This window comes from Massilia sp. 9096 (assembly GCF_000745265.1).
Classification (GTDB): domain Bacteria; phylum Pseudomonadota; class Gammaproteobacteria; order Burkholderiales; family Burkholderiaceae_D; genus Telluria.
The window spans coordinates 1,205,745-1,222,959 of record NZ_JQNN01000001.1; the positions used below are offsets into that span (position 1 = coordinate 1,205,745).

The 17,215-nt window shown below is 69.4% G+C and carries 15 protein-coding genes; 5 read left to right on the forward strand and 10 right to left on the reverse strand.

The features are described 5' to 3' along the window. The 3 genes from FA90_RS05270 to wrbA are packed head-to-tail and all read right to left on the reverse strand — an operon-like array spanning position 1 to position 2,440. Positions 1 to 1,410: an FAD-binding oxidoreductase gene (locus FA90_RS05270; RefSeq protein ID WP_036166655.1), complete on the reverse strand. Its 1,410-nt coding sequence runs from the start codon at positions 1,408 to 1,410 to the stop codon at positions 1 to 3. A gap of 17 nt (positions 1,411 to 1,427) precedes the next feature. Then, complete coding sequence (locus FA90_RS05275) at positions 1,428 to 1,826, reverse strand: DUF2069 domain-containing protein (RefSeq protein WP_036166658.1); 399 nt, start codon at positions 1,824 to 1,826, stop codon at positions 1,428 to 1,430. Between the two features lie 2 nt (positions 1,827 to 1,828). Beyond that, entirely contained in the window at positions 1,829 to 2,440 is a 612-nt protein-coding gene (gene wrbA / locus FA90_RS05280) for an NAD(P)H:quinone oxidoreductase (protein ID WP_036166661.1), read from the reverse strand. A gap of 77 nt (positions 2,441 to 2,517) precedes the next feature. Here wrbA and FA90_RS05285 point away from each other — a divergent pair, with 77 nt between their 5' ends. Together FA90_RS05285 and FA90_RS05290 are read left to right on the forward strand one after the other, a co-directional pair. Further along, on the forward strand, positions 2,518 to 3,906 hold the full coding sequence (locus FA90_RS05285; RefSeq protein ID WP_373994588.1) for a YihY family inner membrane protein: 1,389 nt from the start codon (positions 2,518 to 2,520) through the stop codon (positions 3,904 to 3,906). 208 nt (positions 3,907 to 4,114) lie between these two features. Further along, positions 4,115 to 4,648, forward strand: a complete 534-nt coding sequence (locus tag FA90_RS05290; protein ID WP_036166665.1) for a hypothetical protein — start codon at positions 4,115 to 4,117, stop codon at positions 4,646 to 4,648. A gap of 23 nt (positions 4,649 to 4,671) precedes the next feature. On the opposite strand, the gene FA90_RS05295 is transcribed toward FA90_RS05290, so the two are convergent. From FA90_RS05295 to FA90_RS05310, 4 genes are read right to left on the reverse strand one after another with little or no spacing between them, the layout of a single operon-like run. After that, positions 4,672 to 4,998 carry an NIPSNAP family protein gene (locus FA90_RS05295; protein WP_036166668.1) on the reverse strand — a complete coding sequence of 109 codons (327 nt, stop codon included), beginning with the start codon at positions 4,996 to 4,998 and terminating at the stop codon, positions 4,672 to 4,674. Between the two features lie 49 nt (positions 4,999 to 5,047). Beyond that, positions 5,048 to 5,356, reverse strand: a complete 309-nt coding sequence (locus tag FA90_RS05300; RefSeq protein ID WP_036166671.1) for a DUF962 domain-containing protein — start codon at positions 5,354 to 5,356, stop codon at positions 5,048 to 5,050. A 24-nt stretch (positions 5,357 to 5,380) separates the two neighbouring features. Further along, positions 5,381 to 6,229 carry an alpha/beta fold hydrolase gene (locus FA90_RS05305; RefSeq protein ID WP_036166675.1) on the reverse strand — a complete coding sequence of 283 codons (849 nt, stop codon included), beginning with the start codon at positions 6,227 to 6,229 and terminating at the stop codon, positions 5,381 to 5,383. Beyond that, positions 6,230 to 7,387, reverse strand: coding sequence for a PLP-dependent transferase (locus FA90_RS05310; protein WP_036166678.1), 1,158 nt, complete (start codon positions 7,385 to 7,387; stop codon positions 6,230 to 6,232). A 156-nt stretch (positions 7,388 to 7,543) separates the two neighbouring features. On the opposite strand from FA90_RS05310, the gene FA90_RS05315 reads away from it, so the two are divergent. Next, positions 7,544 to 7,996, forward strand: a complete 453-nt coding sequence (locus tag FA90_RS05315; protein WP_036166681.1) for a CBS domain-containing protein — start codon at positions 7,544 to 7,546, stop codon at positions 7,994 to 7,996. 21 nt (positions 7,997 to 8,017) lie between these two features. Here the strand turns inward: FA90_RS05315 and FA90_RS05320 are convergent, their stop codons facing one another. Then, positions 8,018 to 10,342, reverse strand: coding sequence for a bifunctional diguanylate cyclase/phosphodiesterase (locus FA90_RS05320; RefSeq protein ID WP_036166684.1), 2,325 nt, complete (start codon positions 10,340 to 10,342; stop codon positions 8,018 to 8,020). 181 nt (positions 10,343 to 10,523) lie between these two features. On the opposite strand from FA90_RS05320, the gene aroC reads away from it, so the two are divergent. Further along, positions 10,524 to 11,633 (forward strand): chorismate synthase, encoded by a 1,110-nt coding sequence (aroC, locus tag FA90_RS05325; RefSeq protein WP_036166687.1) that lies wholly within the window; start codon positions 10,524 to 10,526, stop codon positions 11,631 to 11,633. Positions 11,634 to 11,777: 144 nt separating this feature from the next. On the opposite strand, the gene FA90_RS05330 is transcribed toward aroC, so the two are convergent. Further along, on the reverse strand, positions 11,778 to 13,262 hold the full coding sequence (locus FA90_RS05330) for an HDOD domain-containing protein (protein WP_036166690.1): 1,485 nt from the start codon (positions 13,260 to 13,262) through the stop codon (positions 11,778 to 11,780). Then, a complete protein-coding gene (locus FA90_RS05335; RefSeq protein ID WP_373994589.1) occupies positions 13,259 to 15,034 on the reverse strand; it encodes a putative bifunctional diguanylate cyclase/phosphodiesterase in 1,776 nt (591 codons plus the stop codon). Before FA90_RS05335 ends, FA90_RS05330 begins: the two co-directional genes overlap by 4 nt. A gap of 424 nt (positions 15,035 to 15,458) precedes the next feature. Here FA90_RS05335 and FA90_RS05340 point away from each other — a divergent pair, with 424 nt between their 5' ends. Continuing rightward, positions 15,459 to 17,147 (forward strand): isovaleryl-CoA dehydrogenase, encoded by a 1,689-nt coding sequence (locus tag FA90_RS05340; RefSeq protein ID WP_036166692.1) that lies wholly within the window; start codon positions 15,459 to 15,461, stop codon positions 17,145 to 17,147. Positions 17,148 to 17,215 lie beyond the last annotated feature (68 nt).

A 17,215-nucleotide genomic window follows, 5' to 3' on the forward strand; every position in this document is an offset into this window, starting at 1 on the left:
TCATAGTATTTTGCCAGGGTTCATGATGCCGAGCGGGTCGAGCGCTGCCTTGAGCGCACGCATCAGGTTCAGCTCTACCGGCGACTTGTAGCGCGCCAGCTCCTCGCGCTTGAGGGCGCCGATGCCGTGCTCGGCCGAGATCGAGCCGCCGAACTGCGTCACGCTGTCGTGCACGATGCGGTTGACCGCGGCTTGTTCAAACAGGAATTCCTCGTGACCGATGGCTTCCGGCGGCGCGACGTTGTAGTGCAGGTTGCCGTCGCCGAGGTGACCGAAGCACACCACTTGCACGCCTGGATAGGCGCGCGCCAGCAGCGCGTCGGTATGGCGCACGAAGTCGGCGATGCGCGAGATCGGCAGCGAGATGTCGTGCTTGATGTTCTTGCCGGCCGCGGCCTGGGCCAGCGGGATATGTTCGCGGATTGCCCACAGGCCGCGCGACTGGGCGATCGAGGTGGCGACCACGGCGTCGCGCGCGACACCGGCCTCCAGCGCCGCCTCGATCGCGTTTTCCAGCAGCGCCACGGCGTGCGCTTCGGATTCGTGGCTGGACAGCTCGAGCAGGGCGTATTGCGGATAGTGCTCGGGGAAGGGCTGGGGCAGGGCCGGGAAATGGCTGGCGACCAGGCGCAGGCAGATGTCGCTCATCAATTCGTAGCCGGTCAGGGTCGGTCCGCAGGCGTTTTCCGCCAGCTTGAGCAAATCGAGCGCGTCGCGCGCGCTGCCCAGCGCCACCAGCGCCGTGATCGCGGCCTTCGGTTGCGGGAACAGCTTGAGCACGGCGCCGGTGATCACGCCGAGGGTGCCCTCGGCGCCGATGTACAGGTCGCGCAGGTCGTAGCCGGTGTTGTCCTTGCGCAGGCCGCGCAGGCTGTCCCACACCTCGCCCGCGGCGGTGACGACTTCCAGGCCGAGGCACAGTTCACGCGTGTTCCCGTAGCGCAGCACGCCGGTGCCGCCGGCATTGGTCGACAGATTGCCGCCGATGCTGCAGCTGCCTTCGGCCGCCAGCGACAGCGGGAACAGCATGCCGTGGCGGGCGGCTTCCTGCTGGATGTCGTGCAGGATGCAGCCGGCGTCCACCGTCATGGTGCGGTTGAACGGGTCGATCGCGCGGATGCGGTTCAGGCGGCGCAGCGACAGCACCACCGCGTCCCCGCTGGCGTCGGGCACGCTGCCCAGCACCAGGCCGGTGCGGCCGCCCTGCGGCACCAGCGGCACCCGGAACTGCGCGCACAGGCGCACCAGCTGCGCGACGGCGTCGCCGTCGGCCGGGCGCAGCACGGCGCGGCAGCGGCCGGTGAAGCGGCCGCGCCAGTCGGTCAGGTACGATGCGGTGTCGGCCTGCGCCGTCGATACGTGCTCGGCGCCGATGGCCGCGCGGCAGGCCGCCAGGAAGGCATCACTCATCGGCGGCGCCTGGAGCTTCAGTCATGCGGGACCTTGACCTTGTCGAGCAGCTCCTTGGCGAGCTTTTGCGCCTGCTTCTTGTACGGGCGCAGGTAGAGCAGCGCAAACACGAAGTAGCAGCACACCAGCAGCGCCTCGCCGAGCGCCATGATGCGCGACAGCTCGCTGCGGTCGCTCCAGGCGCGCACGGCGCCTTCGACGAAGTAGACCAGGATGACCATCGACGACCATTGCAGCGTGTACAGGTCGCGCTTGATGACGCCGCGCAGCGGCAGCAGCAGCGGCAGCGCCTTGAGCGCCAGCAGCGAGCCGCCCGGATGCAGCGGCGCGACCGCGATTTCCCAGGCCAGCAGCCAGACGCACAGAAGGACCAGGCTGGTCACCGCGCCCGTGTGAAACACCCTTTGCACTTGCATCGCTATTCCATCCCATGCAACTTGCGGCTGGCCGTCGCGAGGCGCCGGCCGAGCGCGATCGCAAGCCGCTTCTCATCGTCGGTCACCGGGCGCTTGCCGTCGACGCCGGCCCAGTGGGTCGCGCCGTAGGGGCTGCCGCCGCTCTCGGTGGTCATCAGTTCCGGCTCGGTGTAGGGCAGGCCCATCACCAGCATGCCGTGGTGCAGCAGCGGGATCATCATCGACAGCAGGGTCGCTTCCTGGCCGCCGTGCAGGCTGCCGGTGGAGGTGAACACGACCGCCGGCTTGCCGGACAGCGTACCCGACAACCATTGCGCCGCGGTGCCGTCGAGGAAATACTTCATCGCCGCCGCCATGTTGCCGAAGCGGGTCGGCGAACCCAGTGCCAGGCCCGCGCATTCGGCCAGATCCTCGGGCTCCACGTAGGGCGCGCCCGAACCCGGAATCTCGGGTTCCGTCGCTTCGGCCACCGTCGACACCGCCGGCACCGTGCGCAGCCGGGCTTCCATGCCCGGCACGCTGTCGATGCCCTGGGCGACCAGCTCCGCCAGCCGGCGCGTCTTGCCGTGACGCGAGTAATACAAAACGAGGATAATCAGATTGGTTGGGTTCATCGCATGTATTATAGGACGGTTTGCAAAGTGATATGCCCCCGGCGAACGCCATTTGCGCTCCCGTTCCGAATCGATCCATGCTCCCGAAATCCGTCACCGAATTCTCCCGTTCCACCAGCGAGATGATTAACGTCAGCGTCGACATGATGCGCGGCCTGACCTGGGGCGAGACGCGCGACCTGGTGCGTTTCGCGCGGCGCCGCCTGCGCGAGGAAAAGCTGCCGCAGGTCGCCGGCAGCCTGACCTTCACCACCACGCTGGCGCTGGTGCCGCTGCTGACCATCGTGCTCGCCATTTTTACCACGTTCCCGATCTTCGGGCAGCTGCGCACGGCGCTGGACCACTACTTCGTGCAGATGGTGATGCCCAGAGCCATCGCCAACACGATCACATCCAACCTGACCCAGTTCGCCAGCAAGGCGACCAAGCTGTCGGCGCTGGGCGCGATCGCGCTGGTGTTCACCTCGGCGGCGATGATCGGCACCATCGAGCGCGCCTTCAACCAGATCTGGCGCGTGCGCCAGGCGCGTCCGCTGCTGCAGCGCGTGCTGGTCTACTGGGCGCTGGTCACGCTGGGGCCGCTGGCCTTCGGTATCTCGCTGACGCTCACCTCGCAGCTGTTCACCGCCACCAACGGCCTGACCGAGGCGGTGCCGTTCGTCGGCGCGCTGTTCTACACGGCGGTGTCGGTCGCCTTGACCACCGCCGCTTATGCGCTGCTGTACATGACGGTGCCGAACCGCTACGTCGACTGGCACGATGCGCTGTGGGGCGGGCTGGTGGCGGCGATCGCGTTTGAAATCGCCAAGCGCGTGTTCGCCGTCTTCATCCGCCAGTTTCCGACCTACGCGATCATCTACGGCGCGCTGGCCGCGCTGCCGCTGTTCCTGCTGTGGATGTACCTGTCGTGGCTGATCACGCTGGTCGGCGCGCTGCTGACGGCGGCGCTGCCGGTGGTGAAATACGAGCGCTGGTGGTACGAGCCGGTGCCGGGCGGCGCCTTCGTCGACGCGGTTGCCGTGCTCAAGGTGCTGCACGGCAGCGCCACGCTGACCGGGACGACGCTGGTCTCGAGCGCCCAGATCCGCGCCCACACGCGCATCGGCTACGACGAGATGACCGAGCTGCTGCAGCGCATGACGGCGGCCGGCTGGGTCGGACGGGTCCAGCACGACGCTGGAGCCCAGTCCTTGTTCCCCTGGGGCGCGCGCGAAGGCCTGGACTGCTGGGTGCTGCTGCTCGATCCGGGGCAGATCCGCCTGGCGGACGTCTACCGCCTGTTCGTGTTCGGCGGCTTCGCGCCCGACGCCGGCGGCATGGGCGCCGAACCGCTGGTCTCGCCGCTGGCGCTCGACACTGGAACGCTGGCGCGCCAGGTCGAGTGCGCGGTCGAGGACGGGTTGCAAGTGACGCTGGCCGAGCATTTCGCGCCGCAGGCGGTGGCCGGGCGGCCGCTGCCGGCTTGAGCCGGAACGTCGAGCGTCTGCCGCGCCGATGGCCGCGCTCGGCCCGGCTTGACACGGCCGTGTTGTTTTTTCGCGAGTAGAAATGGAACAGCGTAGTTAGTTGCGCACAGGATATTTCCAAGCGGAATTGCCGAGCCTATCCTGTTTCTTCATGGATACTTTAAATGCCGCTTTCACTCATTCCCGTCGCGCCGCCGCCTGCGCGCTCGTGTCCCTGCTCAGCGCCTGCGGTGGCGGAGGGGGCGGGTCCGCACCGGACGCCGTCGCCAGCAGCGTAACGCCGGTCGCGCTGCCGGCCGGTAGCGACGTCGCGGTCCTGGGCGCGCCGGGCAGCGCCGGCCCGCTCGTGGTCCCGTCGCCGCCCGACATGTCGATCGCGCCGCCGCCCGGCACGGTCGTCGCGCCGGCAGCGCCCGACCTGTCCGCCAACGCCGTCTCTGCCGGCGCCACGATGGCCGCCAGCGCCGCTGCGCCGGCGAGCGCCCTCACGCTCGGCGACCCGGTCGCCGTCGACCTGCCGGAGGGCGCCACGGCCTGCCAGCCGAGCACCTGCCCGGCGTTCGCCGTCAATGGCTCGGTGACCAATACCCAGGGCGCCGACGACCCGAGCGCGGCCCACGGCTACCTGCTGCCGCCGGACGGCCTGGCCAGCGGCGGCTACCCCGACTTCGGCAACCTGCCGACGATGATCCTGCCGTCGGTGGCGGTCACGGTCGGCGAAGCGCTCAATGCTCCCGACTGAGGCCGAGACCGAGGCGGCGCCGCTCAGCGCATGGCCGAATAAGCGGTCGGCGCCAGGAAGCTGTTCTCGATGCGTTCGACGATGATCTTCTCGGCTTCCGACGCCGCGCGCGCCGCCAGCCACTCGGGGTCGCTCGAGAACGCGCCCCATTTGCGCTCGCGCTCGGCCATGTCGGCCCAGCGCAGGATGTAGGTCAGCTTCTGGTTGCTGTCGCCGACGACGGTGGTCCAGAAACCGACCTGCTCGATGCCGTATTTCTCGAAGAATGCCAGCGTCACGTTGCTGAAGCGGTCGTTGAGTGCGCCGATGCGGCCCGGCGCGCAGTGGTAGATGCGCAGTTCGTAGAGCATGTCGATCCAAAAAAAGGTTGAGACGATCCAGCCGGCTTGCCGGCCTGGCTTACCAGCTCAGCTTCCCGGTCAGCATCTGCCAGTACATGATCCAGTCGGCGCGGAACGAGTACAGCGGATAGCCGAAGGTCGCCGGCTTGTTCTTTTCGAAGAAAAAATGGCCCACCCAGGCGCCGCCGTAGCCGCATGCCAGCGCGAACAGCAGCCACCACGCGTGCCGGCTGACCAGGGCCTGGGCGATCGCGCCGAGCGCCAGCGAGGTCCCGATGAAATGGGCGCGCCGGCACATGCGGTGGTCGTGTTGATCCAGGTAGTAGGGATAAAACGCGGCGAAGCTCTGGTAGCGCACGGCGTCCATGTCGGTCTCCTCGGTGTTTCCTGTTCATTCTACCGTGCCGGCGCCGCCGCCCGCGGCGAGGGCGAAGCCGAGCAGTGCGTCGCGCACGGCGCCGGCCTGTTCGGTCATCAAGGCATGGCCGCAGTCGAGCTGCAGCACCTGCGCCTGCGGCAGCGCGTCGGCCAGCGCACGGGCCGCACGGGGCGGCGTCATCGCGTCATGCCGGCCGAGGATGAACAGCGTCGGACAGGTCACGTTCGAGGCCGCCGCGACCCCACCGGCGTAGGCGTTGCAGGCCGCCAGATCGGTGTGCAGCAGCTGCGCCGGATTGCGCGCCGCCATGCGCTGCATCAGGCGCCGGTTTCCGGCCGGCGCGCAAACCCCAGGCGCCAGAGGCAGGCAGGCCAGCGGCGCCGCGTGCGACCACAGGTTGACCATGTCGATCGCGCGCGCCTCGTCCTCGCGTGCGCGGGTCAGAAGCGCCTCCGACACCTTCATCGGCCAGGCGCTGCCGAGCAGCGCCAGCCCGTGCACGCGTGCGCCCGCGCGCGCGGCCGCTTCCAGCGCCACCAGCGAGCCCATGCTGTGCCCGGCCAGCACGGCCGAGGCGACGCCGGCGCCATCGAGCAGCGCCAGCAGCCAGTCGGCCATCGCTTCGACGCTGGCCAGCGCCGGGCCGGGCGTGCGGCCGTGGCCGGGCAGGTCTGGCGCCAGCACGCGCCAGCCTTGCTCGAGGAAGGCGCGGGTTTGCAGCGCCCACACCGAGTGGTCGTGCTGGGCGCCGTGAATGAAGACGATGGCGGGCGCCGCCGCGCCGGCCGTGCCGCGGCCGCCAGGGCCGGTGTAGGCATACGCGCTCCGGCCGGGGAAGCGGCCGCCGAGGACGAATTCCATTCAGTCTCCTTTGTGCGCGAGCTTGAGCGCGCGCGCCAGGTCGTCGATCAGGTCGTCAGCGTCTTCCAGTCCGACCGAGAGCAGGATGGCGCCCGCGCCGGCGCCGTGCGCGCCCAGGCAGGCCGCGTGCGAGCGGGCGCCGCCGGCAGGCGCCGAGGGCGAAAACAGGCGCAACGCATCGAGCAGGCGCTTGCCGGCCGAGGCGCCGCCATGCGCACGCAGGACGATGGCGGCGCCGGCGCCGCGCGCCAGCAGCGTGCCGGCCAGGGCGCGGTCCGGATGGCCGTCCAGTTCCGGATAAGCGAGCGCTGCGACCGCGCCGTGGCCGGCCAGGAACGCGGCGATCCTGCGCGCGCCGGCGACGTGGCGCTCCATGCGCATTCCGAGCGTCTCCAGGCCGTGCAGGATCGCGCCGGACTCGCTCGGACCGATGGCGGCGCCGAAGTCGGGAAGAACCTCGCGGCGCGCGCGCAGGGCAAAGGCGCCGACCGTCGATTCCTCGGCGTACACGATGCCGTCGAAGCGCGGGTTCGGTTCGCACAGCGCCGCAAAGCGGCCGCTGTCTTCATGCGCGCGCTGCCAGTCGAAGGTGCCGCCGTCGACCAGCAGGCCACCGGCCGCAGCGCCGTGGCCGCTCAGCAGCCCCGCGGCCGCGTGCAGCACCAGGTCGGCGCCGTGTTCGAGCGGCTGCAGCAGCCAGGGCGTGGTGGCGCTGGCGTCGACCAGCAGGGGAAGGCCGTGCTCGTGGGCGAGCGCGCCGATGCGCGGCAGGTCGAGCACGGTCAGTCCCGCGCCGCCGATGGTCGGGCCGACCAGCAGCCGGGTGGCCCGGCGGATCGCGCCGCGCCATGCGTCCAGGTCGCGCGCCTCCACGAACGTGGTCTCGACGCCGAACCTGGGCAAGCCGTGCGCCAGCAGGTCGCGCATGGCGCGTGGCAGCGTGGTGGCGGCGACCACGTGGCTGCCGGCCTGGGCGATGGTCGCGATCGCCAGGTGCAGGGCGGCCTGGGCGCTGGCGCAGGCGATGCCGGCCACGCCGCCATCCAGCGCGGCGATGCGCGTCTCGAGCATGGCCGCCGCCGGCGCCGGGCCAGACGCGGCGGCGTGGCCGGCGTGGGTTGAGAGCGTGTCGAAACCGGGGAGCCTGGGACCCGTCATGGAAACCTCGTCGGCGCTGATGAACAGGATGGCATGCTAGCATCCCGCCGCTATCCGCACCACGGCGGGGCGCAGGTCTGGATTTTTCCGCTTGCATAGGCTAGAGTCGGACTTATGAATCGTACAAGCCAAAGCTCTCCAACCAGGGAGGTCAAAATGAAAGTCTCCGAGATTTTGCAGGTCAAGGGCGACATCCTGTTCACCGTCTCGCCGGACACGGCGCTCGCCGACGCTGCCGAGACCATGGCCGAGCATGACATCGGCTCGCTGGTCGTGATGGAATACGGCGACCTGGTCGGCATGCTGACCTTCCGCGAGGTCATCAAGGCGCTGCACGCCAACGGCGGATCGGTCGGCGCCGGCACGGTGCGGCGCCACATGGACGACAGCCCGATCACGGTCACCCCGGACACCGAGGTCAACGAAGTGCGCCGCATCATGCTGGAAAAGCACGCGCGCTACCTGCCGGTGATGAACGCGCGTACCCTGCTGGGCGTGATCTCGTTCTACGACGTGGCCAAGGCCGTGCTCGAGGCGCAGAGCTTCGAGAACCGCATGCTCAAGGCCTACATCCGCGACTGGCCGGCCGAGCAGGCGGCGGACGACTGAGCCGCCCGCGCGGCATCGATCTCAGGCGGCGGGGCTGAGCGCCTCGCCGTCGAGCCATTCGATCAGCTGGTCGGCCGGCAGCGGCCGTGCGAACAGGTAGCCCTGGGCCAGCGGGCAGCCCAGCGCGTGCAGGATCTGCGCCTGGCGCTCGTCTTCCACGCCTTCGGCCACGATCGACAAGCCGAGGTTGCGCCCCAGCTCGATCACCATCTCGGCGATGCTGCTGCCGCGCGCCGAACCGGTGATCTCCGAGACGAAGGCGCGGTCGATCTTCAGGCGGTCGACCTGCAGCCGCTGCAGGTAGGACAGCGACGAGAAGCCGGTGCCGAAGTCGTCGATCGCGATCGACACGCCCAGGCGCTTGAGCTGGGCCAGGCGCTCGATCAGCAGGCCCGGCTCTTCCATCGCCATCGACTCGGTGATCTCCAGCTCGATGCATTCGGGCGGGGCGCAGGTGTCCGCCAGGGCGCGCGCCACCATCTCCAGGAAGTTCGGGTGGCGGAACTGCACCTGCGACACGTTCACCGACATCGTGAAGTCGAGGTGGCCGGCTGCGCGTACCCGCATCAGTTCGAGGCAGGCCTGGCGCAGCACCCATTCGCCGATCTCGATGATCAGGCCCGAGTACTCTGCGATGGGGATGAAGCGGTCAGGGGGCACCAGGCGGCCGTCCTCGGGGCGCCAGCGCAGCAGCGCCTCGGCGCCGAAGGCGCGCCGGCGGCTCAGGTCGACCTGCGGCTGGAAATTCAGGAACAGCTCGCCGCGCGTGAAGCCGCTGCGCAGCGCGTGCATCATGCGTACGCGCTCGCGGATTTCGACGCCCATGCTGCGCGAGAACCAGAAATGGCCGCCGCGCTGCTGGGTCTTGGCGCGCTTGAGCGCGATATCGGCGTCCTTCAGGGCGTCGGCGCCGTTGCCTTCGTGCTCGCGCAGCCGCACCAGGCCGAGCGTGGCCGAGACACGCACGTCCTGGCCCTCGATCGAGAACGGACTGGCGAACAGGGCGCCGAGCGCGTGCGGATCGACTTCGGTGGCCGGTCCCAGCACGCAGAACACGTCGCTGCCGATGCGCGCCAGGCTCACGCCCGCGTCCGCGCGCGCGTCCAGGCGCGCGCGCAGGCGGTGCGCGACCGCGGCCAGCAGGGCGTCGCCGAACTGGTGGCCGAGGGCGTCGTTGGTCTCGGCGAAGTGGTCGATGTCGACCAGGCACAGCACCGGGTCGGCGCCCGCGCCGTCGCCGGCCGCCGGATCGACCGGCAGGCGCGCCTCGAGCAGCTCGACCAGGCGGGTGCGGTTGGGCAGGCCGGTGAGCGGGTCGTAGAAGGCGGCGCGCTGCAGGTCGGTCATCAGGGCCACGTTGTCCAGGCTGACGGCGATGCTGGAGGCGAACACTTCGAGCAGGCTGCGGCGCAGCGGCTGGATCGGCTCGTGCGGGCGCGCCAGCGGCAGCGCGGCGGCGAAGTCCACGCCCGACTTGCTGGGCAGGTACAGCGCCAGCACGCCGTCGCGGATGGTGTTGGCGCGCGTGGCGAAGCAGCGCGCGATCGCGGCCGCGGCCGGGCCGGCCCCGGCGTCCAGCAGGGCGGCCGGGGCCAGGGCGGCGCTGGCGCCGGCGCTGGCCAGCACCGCCCACGGACCGTCCGGGCCGTCGCGGCGGCAGGCGCACAGCAGGCCGTCCGGGTGCTGCCCGAGCAGCCTGGACGCCTCGGCCAGGATGCCGTGCGCGACGTCGTCGACCGAGTGCAGCGCCATCAGCCCGGCGTTGGCGCGCACCACCTGGGCCAGGGCCTCGCGGCTGTCTTCCAGCGCGCGGATCTGCTGGTAGGCGCGGATCGCCGCCGCCACGCTGGTGTACAGCTTGGTGCGGGTCAGTTCGGACTTGGTGCGGTAATCGTTGATGTCGTAGCCGCGGATCGCGTCCATCTCGGGCGCGTAGCCGGGCTGGCCGGTGCGCAGGATGATGCGCACGTCGTGCATGCCGAGCGTGTCGCGGATGTGGCGCACCAGGTGCAGGCCGGCGTCGGCCTGTTCCATCACCACGTCGAGCAGGATCACGGCAAGCTCGGGTTCGTGCGCCAGCAGGCGCTCGGCCTGGGCACGCGAGTGGGCGTGGACAAATTGCAACGAACGGCCATGGACTTCGAGGCCGGCCAGCGCGAAGGTGGTGGTCGAATGCACGTCCGCGTCGTCGTCGACGACCATCACGCGCCATGCGTCCGGCGCCGCGCGCGCGGACTTGTCTTGAGCCGCCCCGTCGGCCGGACCATGCGCTGGCGCGGGAGCCTCGTCGGCGAAGACCAGGTCCTCTTCCTGCGCGACGCCGTCAGGCGGGTTCGATGCGGGCATTGCAACGTCTCCATGAGCTCGGATAATGTGGTCCTAGTATATCTGTTATGGTATGCAGCGCGGGAAAAAATTCCTTAAAGCAACTTATACCGGTCCAGATCGTTGTTTCCAGGCGGCAAAATCCCGTGGACTGCGCCATACTGGTAAAATCTTCGGTTCCATTCGAACAATTCAAGCAACCATGTCCGGCAATACTTTTGGCAAGCTGTTTTCCGTTTCCACTTTCGGCGAGTCGCACGGCCCCGCGATCGGCTGCGTGATCGACGGCTGCCCGCCGGGCCTGGCCTTGTCGGAAGCCGACATCCAGCCTGAGCTCGACCGCAGGAAGCCGGGCACCTCGCGCCACGTCACCCAGCGCCAGGAAGCCGACAGTGTGCAGATCCTGTCGGGCGTGTACGAGGGCGTCACCACCGGCACCCCGATCGCGCTGCTGATCCCCAACACCGACCAGCGCAGCAAGGACTATGGCAACATCGCCGAGACTTTCCGCCCCGGCCACGCCGACTACGCCTACTGGCACAAGTACGGCGTGCGCGACCCGCGCGGCGGCGGGCGCTCGTCGGCGCGCCTGACGGCGCCGGTGGTGGGCGCCGGCGCGGTGGCGAAAAAATGGCTGCGCGAACAGTACGGCACCGAATTCATGGGCTGCATGCGCGCGCTGGGCGACATCGAGGTGCCGTTCCAGGGCTGGGAACACGTGCACGCCAATCCGTTCTTCGCCGCCACCGCCGACGCCGACCTGCTGGCGCGCATGGAAGCGGCGATGGACGAGCTGCGCCGCGCCGGCGACTCGATCGGGGCGCGCATCGACGTGATGGCGAGGAACGTGCCGGTCGGCCTGGGCCAGCCGCTGTACGACAAGCTGGACGCCGACATCGCCTACGCGATGATGGGCATCAACGCGGTCAAGGGCGTGGAGATCGGCGCCGGCTTCGCGTCGGTGGCGCAAAAAGGCTCGGAGCACGGCGACGAGCTGACGCCGGAAGGCTTCGCGTCGAACAACGCCGGCGGGGTGCTGGGCGGGATCTCGACCGGGCAGGACATCACCGTCTCGATCGCGATCAAGCCGACCTCGTCGATCCGTACGCCGCGCCGCTCGATCGACAAGGCCGGCAACCCGGTCACGGTCGAGACCTTCGGACGCCACGACCCCTGCGTCGGCATCCGCGCCACGCCGATCGCCGAGGCGATGCTGGCGCTGGTGCTGATCGACCATGCGCTGATGCACCGGGCGCAGAGCGGCGACGTGCGGGTGGATACGCCGCGTATTCCGGCGCGGATCGCCGGCTAGTCGTCAGTCGCAGGCGGTACGACGCGCGTGCAAGGCCTCATCAATTCCCGAATTTGTTTCGTTGGGAATTGATCGTGGCGTGAAGCGAGCCGTTTTTCTACACGGGCAAAGTGCGGATCGCGCAGGACCGACGGCGGCCTGCGCTCAGGCCCGGCCCGCCGCCAGCTCGACCTGCTGGCGCCGCTCGACCGTGCGCACCACCAGCGCGCGCAGGTCGTTGAGCAAGCCGAACTCGGTCTGGCTCAGGTAGACCGAGGGGAAGCGGTCGTCCCAGTCGCCGTAGATGAAGCCGACCGGCTCGCCGTTGGTGCACAGCGGGATGACCACGAAGCAGCGCGCATCCTGCAGCGCACCCTTCCACCAGTCGGGGAGCTTGCTGGCGAACTTCGGGTCTTGCGCGTTCTCGATGAAGATCACGCGGTCGCTGCCGAGCGCGGCGAAGAACACGTTCGCTTCGTAGGCGTCGTCGAACACCAGTTCGGGCAGCATGGCCTTGGCGCCGTCGCCCAGGCCGATGCGCGCGCCGTACCTGCCGTCGCGGCGATTGCGCAGGAAGCCGAAGGCGCGCGTGAACGACAGGCCGTGATACGCCGTCTCGATCGCCATCGACATCATCTGGCCCGGCGTCGCGCCGGCGACCGCTTCGCGCATCTCGGCCACGCCCTCGAGCAGCACGCGGTTGCCGGCCTCGCGCATGCGCGTGGCGGCGGCGGCGCGCGCGCGCTTTTCCGGCGGGTTGGCCAGCGGCGCGATCGACAGGTCGGCGATCGCTTCTTCCTTGGCCTTGTCGACCGCGCTGACGATACTGTCGGGCGTGATGCCGATCAGCGGCGCGAACCCGGCCGCGATCGCCTTGATCTGCTCCACGCCGGCCTCGTCGCCGTTCCACAGCGAGTCGGCGCATTGCGAGGACATGGTGCCCAGCGCGGCCAGCCAGTCGTCGTGGCCGAAGCCCTCGCAACGCTCGCCCGGCTGCACGCGGCGCATGCCGGCGACCAGGTTGCGCGGCAGGCCCCAGTGCTCGGCGGTGGCGCGCCCGATCTGCTCGAGCGTCAGGCCGAGTTCGGCGTGCACCGCGCTCTCGCCGGCTCCGGACTGGACGATGCGCTCCCAATGCTCGGGCAGGTAGAAGGTGACCATCATCCGTCCGAGCGAATGCAGGATCGAGCACACCACGGCTTCTTCAGGATCGCGGCTGGCGGCGCTGGCCGCGACCTGCTGCGCGACCATCCCGGCCAGCACCGCCTTTTCCATCTCGACCTGGGCCTGCAGCGAATCCGGGCTCGACTTGGCCAGCTCCTCGATCAGCTTCAGGCCGAGCGCGAGGTGGCCGATGGCTTCGGTGCCGAGCACCAGCACGGCCTTGGAGACCGTGGTGATGCGCTGCCCGAACGCCGAGTACATCGGGCTGTTGGCCAGGCGTAGCACCTTTTGCGTGAGGACCGGGTCGGTCAGCACCGTCTGGGTCATGGAAAAGTCGCGCTCGTCCTCGCCGCGCATCGAGGCCAGGATGGCGTTGATGGCGCGCGTGAAGCCGGGCATGTCGCCGCGCCGGCGGATGCGCTCCCACAGCAGCGACAGGGTGGGCTCGGCGCGCGCCGAGCGTTCGATGGTTGCAGTCTGGTTCATGGTTGGCCCGCGCGTAGTTCGTCCGGCAGCATCGCCTGGTGCAGGTTCTCGGTCAGCGCGGCGATGGCCACCTGGGCCGACATCGGCTTGCCGGTCAGGTAGCCCTGCACGTAGTCGCACCCGCGCGATTCCACATAGTTCAGTTGGTCTTCGGTCTCGACGCCTTCGGCCACCACCGACAGGTCGAGGTGCTTGGCCAGGTCGAGCACGGCGTTGCAGATCGCCGCGTCCTTGCTCGACGCCGGCAAGTCCTTGATGAAGGCGCGGTCGATCTTGAGCACCGAGATCGGGAAGCGTTTCAGGTAGGCCAGCGACGAGTAGCCGGTGCCGAAATCGTCGATCGCGATGCGTGCGCGGCGCTCGGCCATCTTGCCCAGGATGGCCTCGGCATGCAGCGGGTCGACCATCAGCGTGCCCTCGGTGATCTCGAGCACCAGCTTTTCGCCCGGCACCCCGGAAAACGCCAGCGCGTCGTCCAGCACGGTCAGGAAACGGTCGTTGCGGAACTGGCGCGGGCTGATGTTGACCGAGATGTAGAGCGCCCGCTTGGCCGCTTCCTCGAACTGGCGCAGCTGCACCAGAGCCGCCTTGAGCGCCCAGGCCCCGAGCAGGTTGATCAGGCCGTTGGTCTCGGCGATCGGGATGAAGCGCACCGGCGGCACCATGCCCAGGGTCGGGTGCTTCCAGCGCATCAGCGTCTCGAAGCCTTCGATCTGGCGCGTGCTGGCGCACACGATCGGCTGGTAATACAGCAGGAATTCGCCTTCGCGCACGGCCTGGAACATCGCCGCTTCGAGCGAGATGTCGTGCTGCGGCGGCCCGTTGTCGCGAGGGGAATAGACGACGCTGCGCCCGCCGCCCGATTCCTTGGCCCGGCCCATGGCGGCGTCGGCCAGCGCCAGCAGGCGCACCTCGTCTTCGGCGTGTTCCGGATAGGCCGACACGCCGATCGAGGCGCCCAGGTACACGGTGTGCTTGTCGACCTCGAAGGGTGACTGCAGCGCGGCCATCATGCGCCCGCTGACCAGCTTGACCTGCTCCGGGGTAGCGGTGGCGGGCAGGACCGCCACGAATTCGTCGCCGCCGACGCGCGCCAGGGTGTCGCTGTCGCGCAGCGTGCCGCGCAGGCGCGCCGCCGCAAGGCGCAGCACGGCGTCGCCGACCGGGTGGCCGAGGCCGTCGTTGACCTTCTTGAAGCCGTCCAGCCCGATGCTGGCGATCGAAAAGCCCTGGCCCGAGCGGCGCGCGCTGGCGATCACCATGCGGATCCGGTCCGACAGCAGCAGCCGGTTCGGCAGTTCGGTGAGGGCATCGTGGGTCGCCATGTGGCGCAGGCGCTGTTCGGTGGCGCGCTGGCCCGACATGTCGCGTCCGACCGCCAGCAGCTGGTGGCCGCCGGCGATCGGCGTCACGCGCAGCTCGAACCAGGTGCAGGCGTCGAGGTCGCCGCCGGAGTCGTCGGTGGAATGGGAAGCGCCGCCGCGCAGGCGCAGCTCGACCAGCACGCTTTCCTTGCGTGCGCAGGCATCGACGATGGCGGCGCGCAGCGCGGCCTGGTCGACCTCGGGTGCGAGCGCGACCAGGGCACTGCCGGCGCCCAGCGCGCGCTCGCCGGCGAAGCGGCGCGTGCGCTGGCTGGCATGGAGAATCAGCCCGCTCGGGTCGAGACGGAAGGCGACGTCGCCCACCGCATCCATGACCTCGTCCAGGCCGGCCGCCTGGAGCGCATGGCGCTGGTCCTCGTTCGCTGCTGCGGTTGAACTGGGGCGCATCGTGGTATCTCTGCTTTCTAAACTGGACAGGTCCGAAAACCCTTCTGGCCGCCCGGGCAATCCGGAACAGTTTTACTCTGTGGGCTTTCCCTGTAACACAGCGGGGAGTGTACCAAACACCAAGAAATGTATCACGGAAACATTCCTGGAGGCACCGAAAAAGACAATGCCTGAGCCAGGGCGCGTTGCGCTTGATGCGCCGCAGGCGATGCGCCTGGCGCTTGCGCTTGCCCGGGATGACGCTTTCCGCTAGCCTTGTTGCCTGGTCGATAACTCGGTCCCGCCGAGCCTTTGCATTGTCGCCGATGCAGGAGAAATAAGAAACCGATGCAGTGCAAATAGGAAAGGTTGATTTGCTGTTGCGATGCCGCCGTACGACACTTTGTTGTCAGCTGACACGGCCACCGATCCCGAGGAGACCCGCATGAACCGTTTCGAAACGCACGAGGTATTCAACCAGGCGCCGCCGTTTGGCGACCTCAATCTGTTCCGTTGCGATCCGGCGCTGGTCGAGGCCGTCGCGCGCGAGGGCGCCGACTGGGCCGCCGCCTGGCTCGACGGCCTGGGCGCGCGGCTCGGCAGGGCGGAGGTGCTCGACCTGGCACGGGTGGCCAACGAGTTCGCGCCGCGCCTGGTCAATTTCGACCGTAATGGCCACCGCATCGACGAGATCGAGTTCCATCCGGCCTGGCACGGCTTGATGACGATGCTGATCGAGAATGGCGCCCATTCGCTGCCGTGGGAAGCGCCGCGGACGGGGTCTCAGGTGGCGCGCGGCGCCGCCTACCTGTTGTTCGGGCAGGTCGAGAACGGCTCGCAGTGCCCGGTCACGATGACCTATGCCTCGGTGCCGGCGCTGCGCCAGAACCCGGCGGTCGCCGCCCGTTGGCTGCCGAAGATCCTGTCGCGCGAGTACGACCCGCGCTCGTTGCCGGTCGAACAAAAGCGCGGCGCCCTGATCGGCATGGGCATGACCGAAAAGCAGGGCGGCACCGATGTGCGCGCCAACACCACGCGCGCGGTCCGGCTCGATCCGGGCGCGGCGGCGCGCTTGGGCGAGGAGGGCGCGGATGCCTGGCGCATCGTCGGCCACAAGTGGTTTTTCTCGGCGCCGCAGTGTGACGCCCACCTGGTGCTGGCCCAGACCGACGAGGGCTCGAGCGCGGGGTTGAGCTGTTTCTTTGTCCCGCGCTTCCTGCCGGACGGCAGCCGCAATGCGATCCGCGTGCAGCGCCTGAAGAACAAGCTGGGCAACCGTTCGAACGCCTCGTCCGAAGTCGAGTTCCAGGATGCGCTCGGCTGGATGATCGGACGCGCAGGGCGCGGCATCCCGACCATCCTCGAGATGGGCAGCCACACCCGCCTCGACTGCGTGCTGGGCACGGCCGGCATCATGCGCGCCGCGCTGTGCCATGCGCTGCACCACGCGCGCGCGCGCAGCGCGTTCGGGCGCGCGCTGGCCGGGCAGCCGCTGATGCAGAACGTGCTGGCCGACCTCGCGCTCGAATCGGAAGCCGCGACCGCCTTCGCGCTGCGTCTGGCGCGCTGTTATGACCAGATGCGCGACGAGGGGGCCGACCCGCAGCAGGCGCTGCTGGCGCGCATCCTGACCCCGGCCGGCAAGTACTGGCTGTGCAAGCGCGGCCCGGCCTTCGGCGCCGAGGCGATGGAGGTGCTGGGCGGCAACGGCTACGTCGAGGACGGTCCGCTGGCGCGCCTGTACCGCGAGTTCCCGGTCAACTCGATCTGGGAGGGTTCGGGCAACGTCATGTGCCTGGACGTGCTGCGCGCCTTCGCCAAGGGTCCGGAGACCATCGACGCGCTGGGCGCCGAGCTGGCGCTGGCCGGTGGAATCGACGCGCGTTACGACGCCTGGTGCGAGCGCCTGCTGTCCGGCCTGGCTGGCGCTGACGCCGACGAGTTCGGCGCACGCCGCCTGGCCGAGCTGCTGGTGGTGGCGGTCCAGGCCGGCCTGCTGCTGCGCCACGCGCCGGACTACGTCGCGGACGCGTTCGTGGCGTCGCGCATCGCGCGGGATGCCGGCGGCGCATTCGGGCGCTTGCCTAGCGGCATCGATGCCGCGGCGATCCTGGCGCGCGCACTGGTCGAGTAGACAAAAAACGCGACAAACCGGCGCTTGGCTGGGATAATGCCGGCTTATCAAGTTAACAGCACCGACTT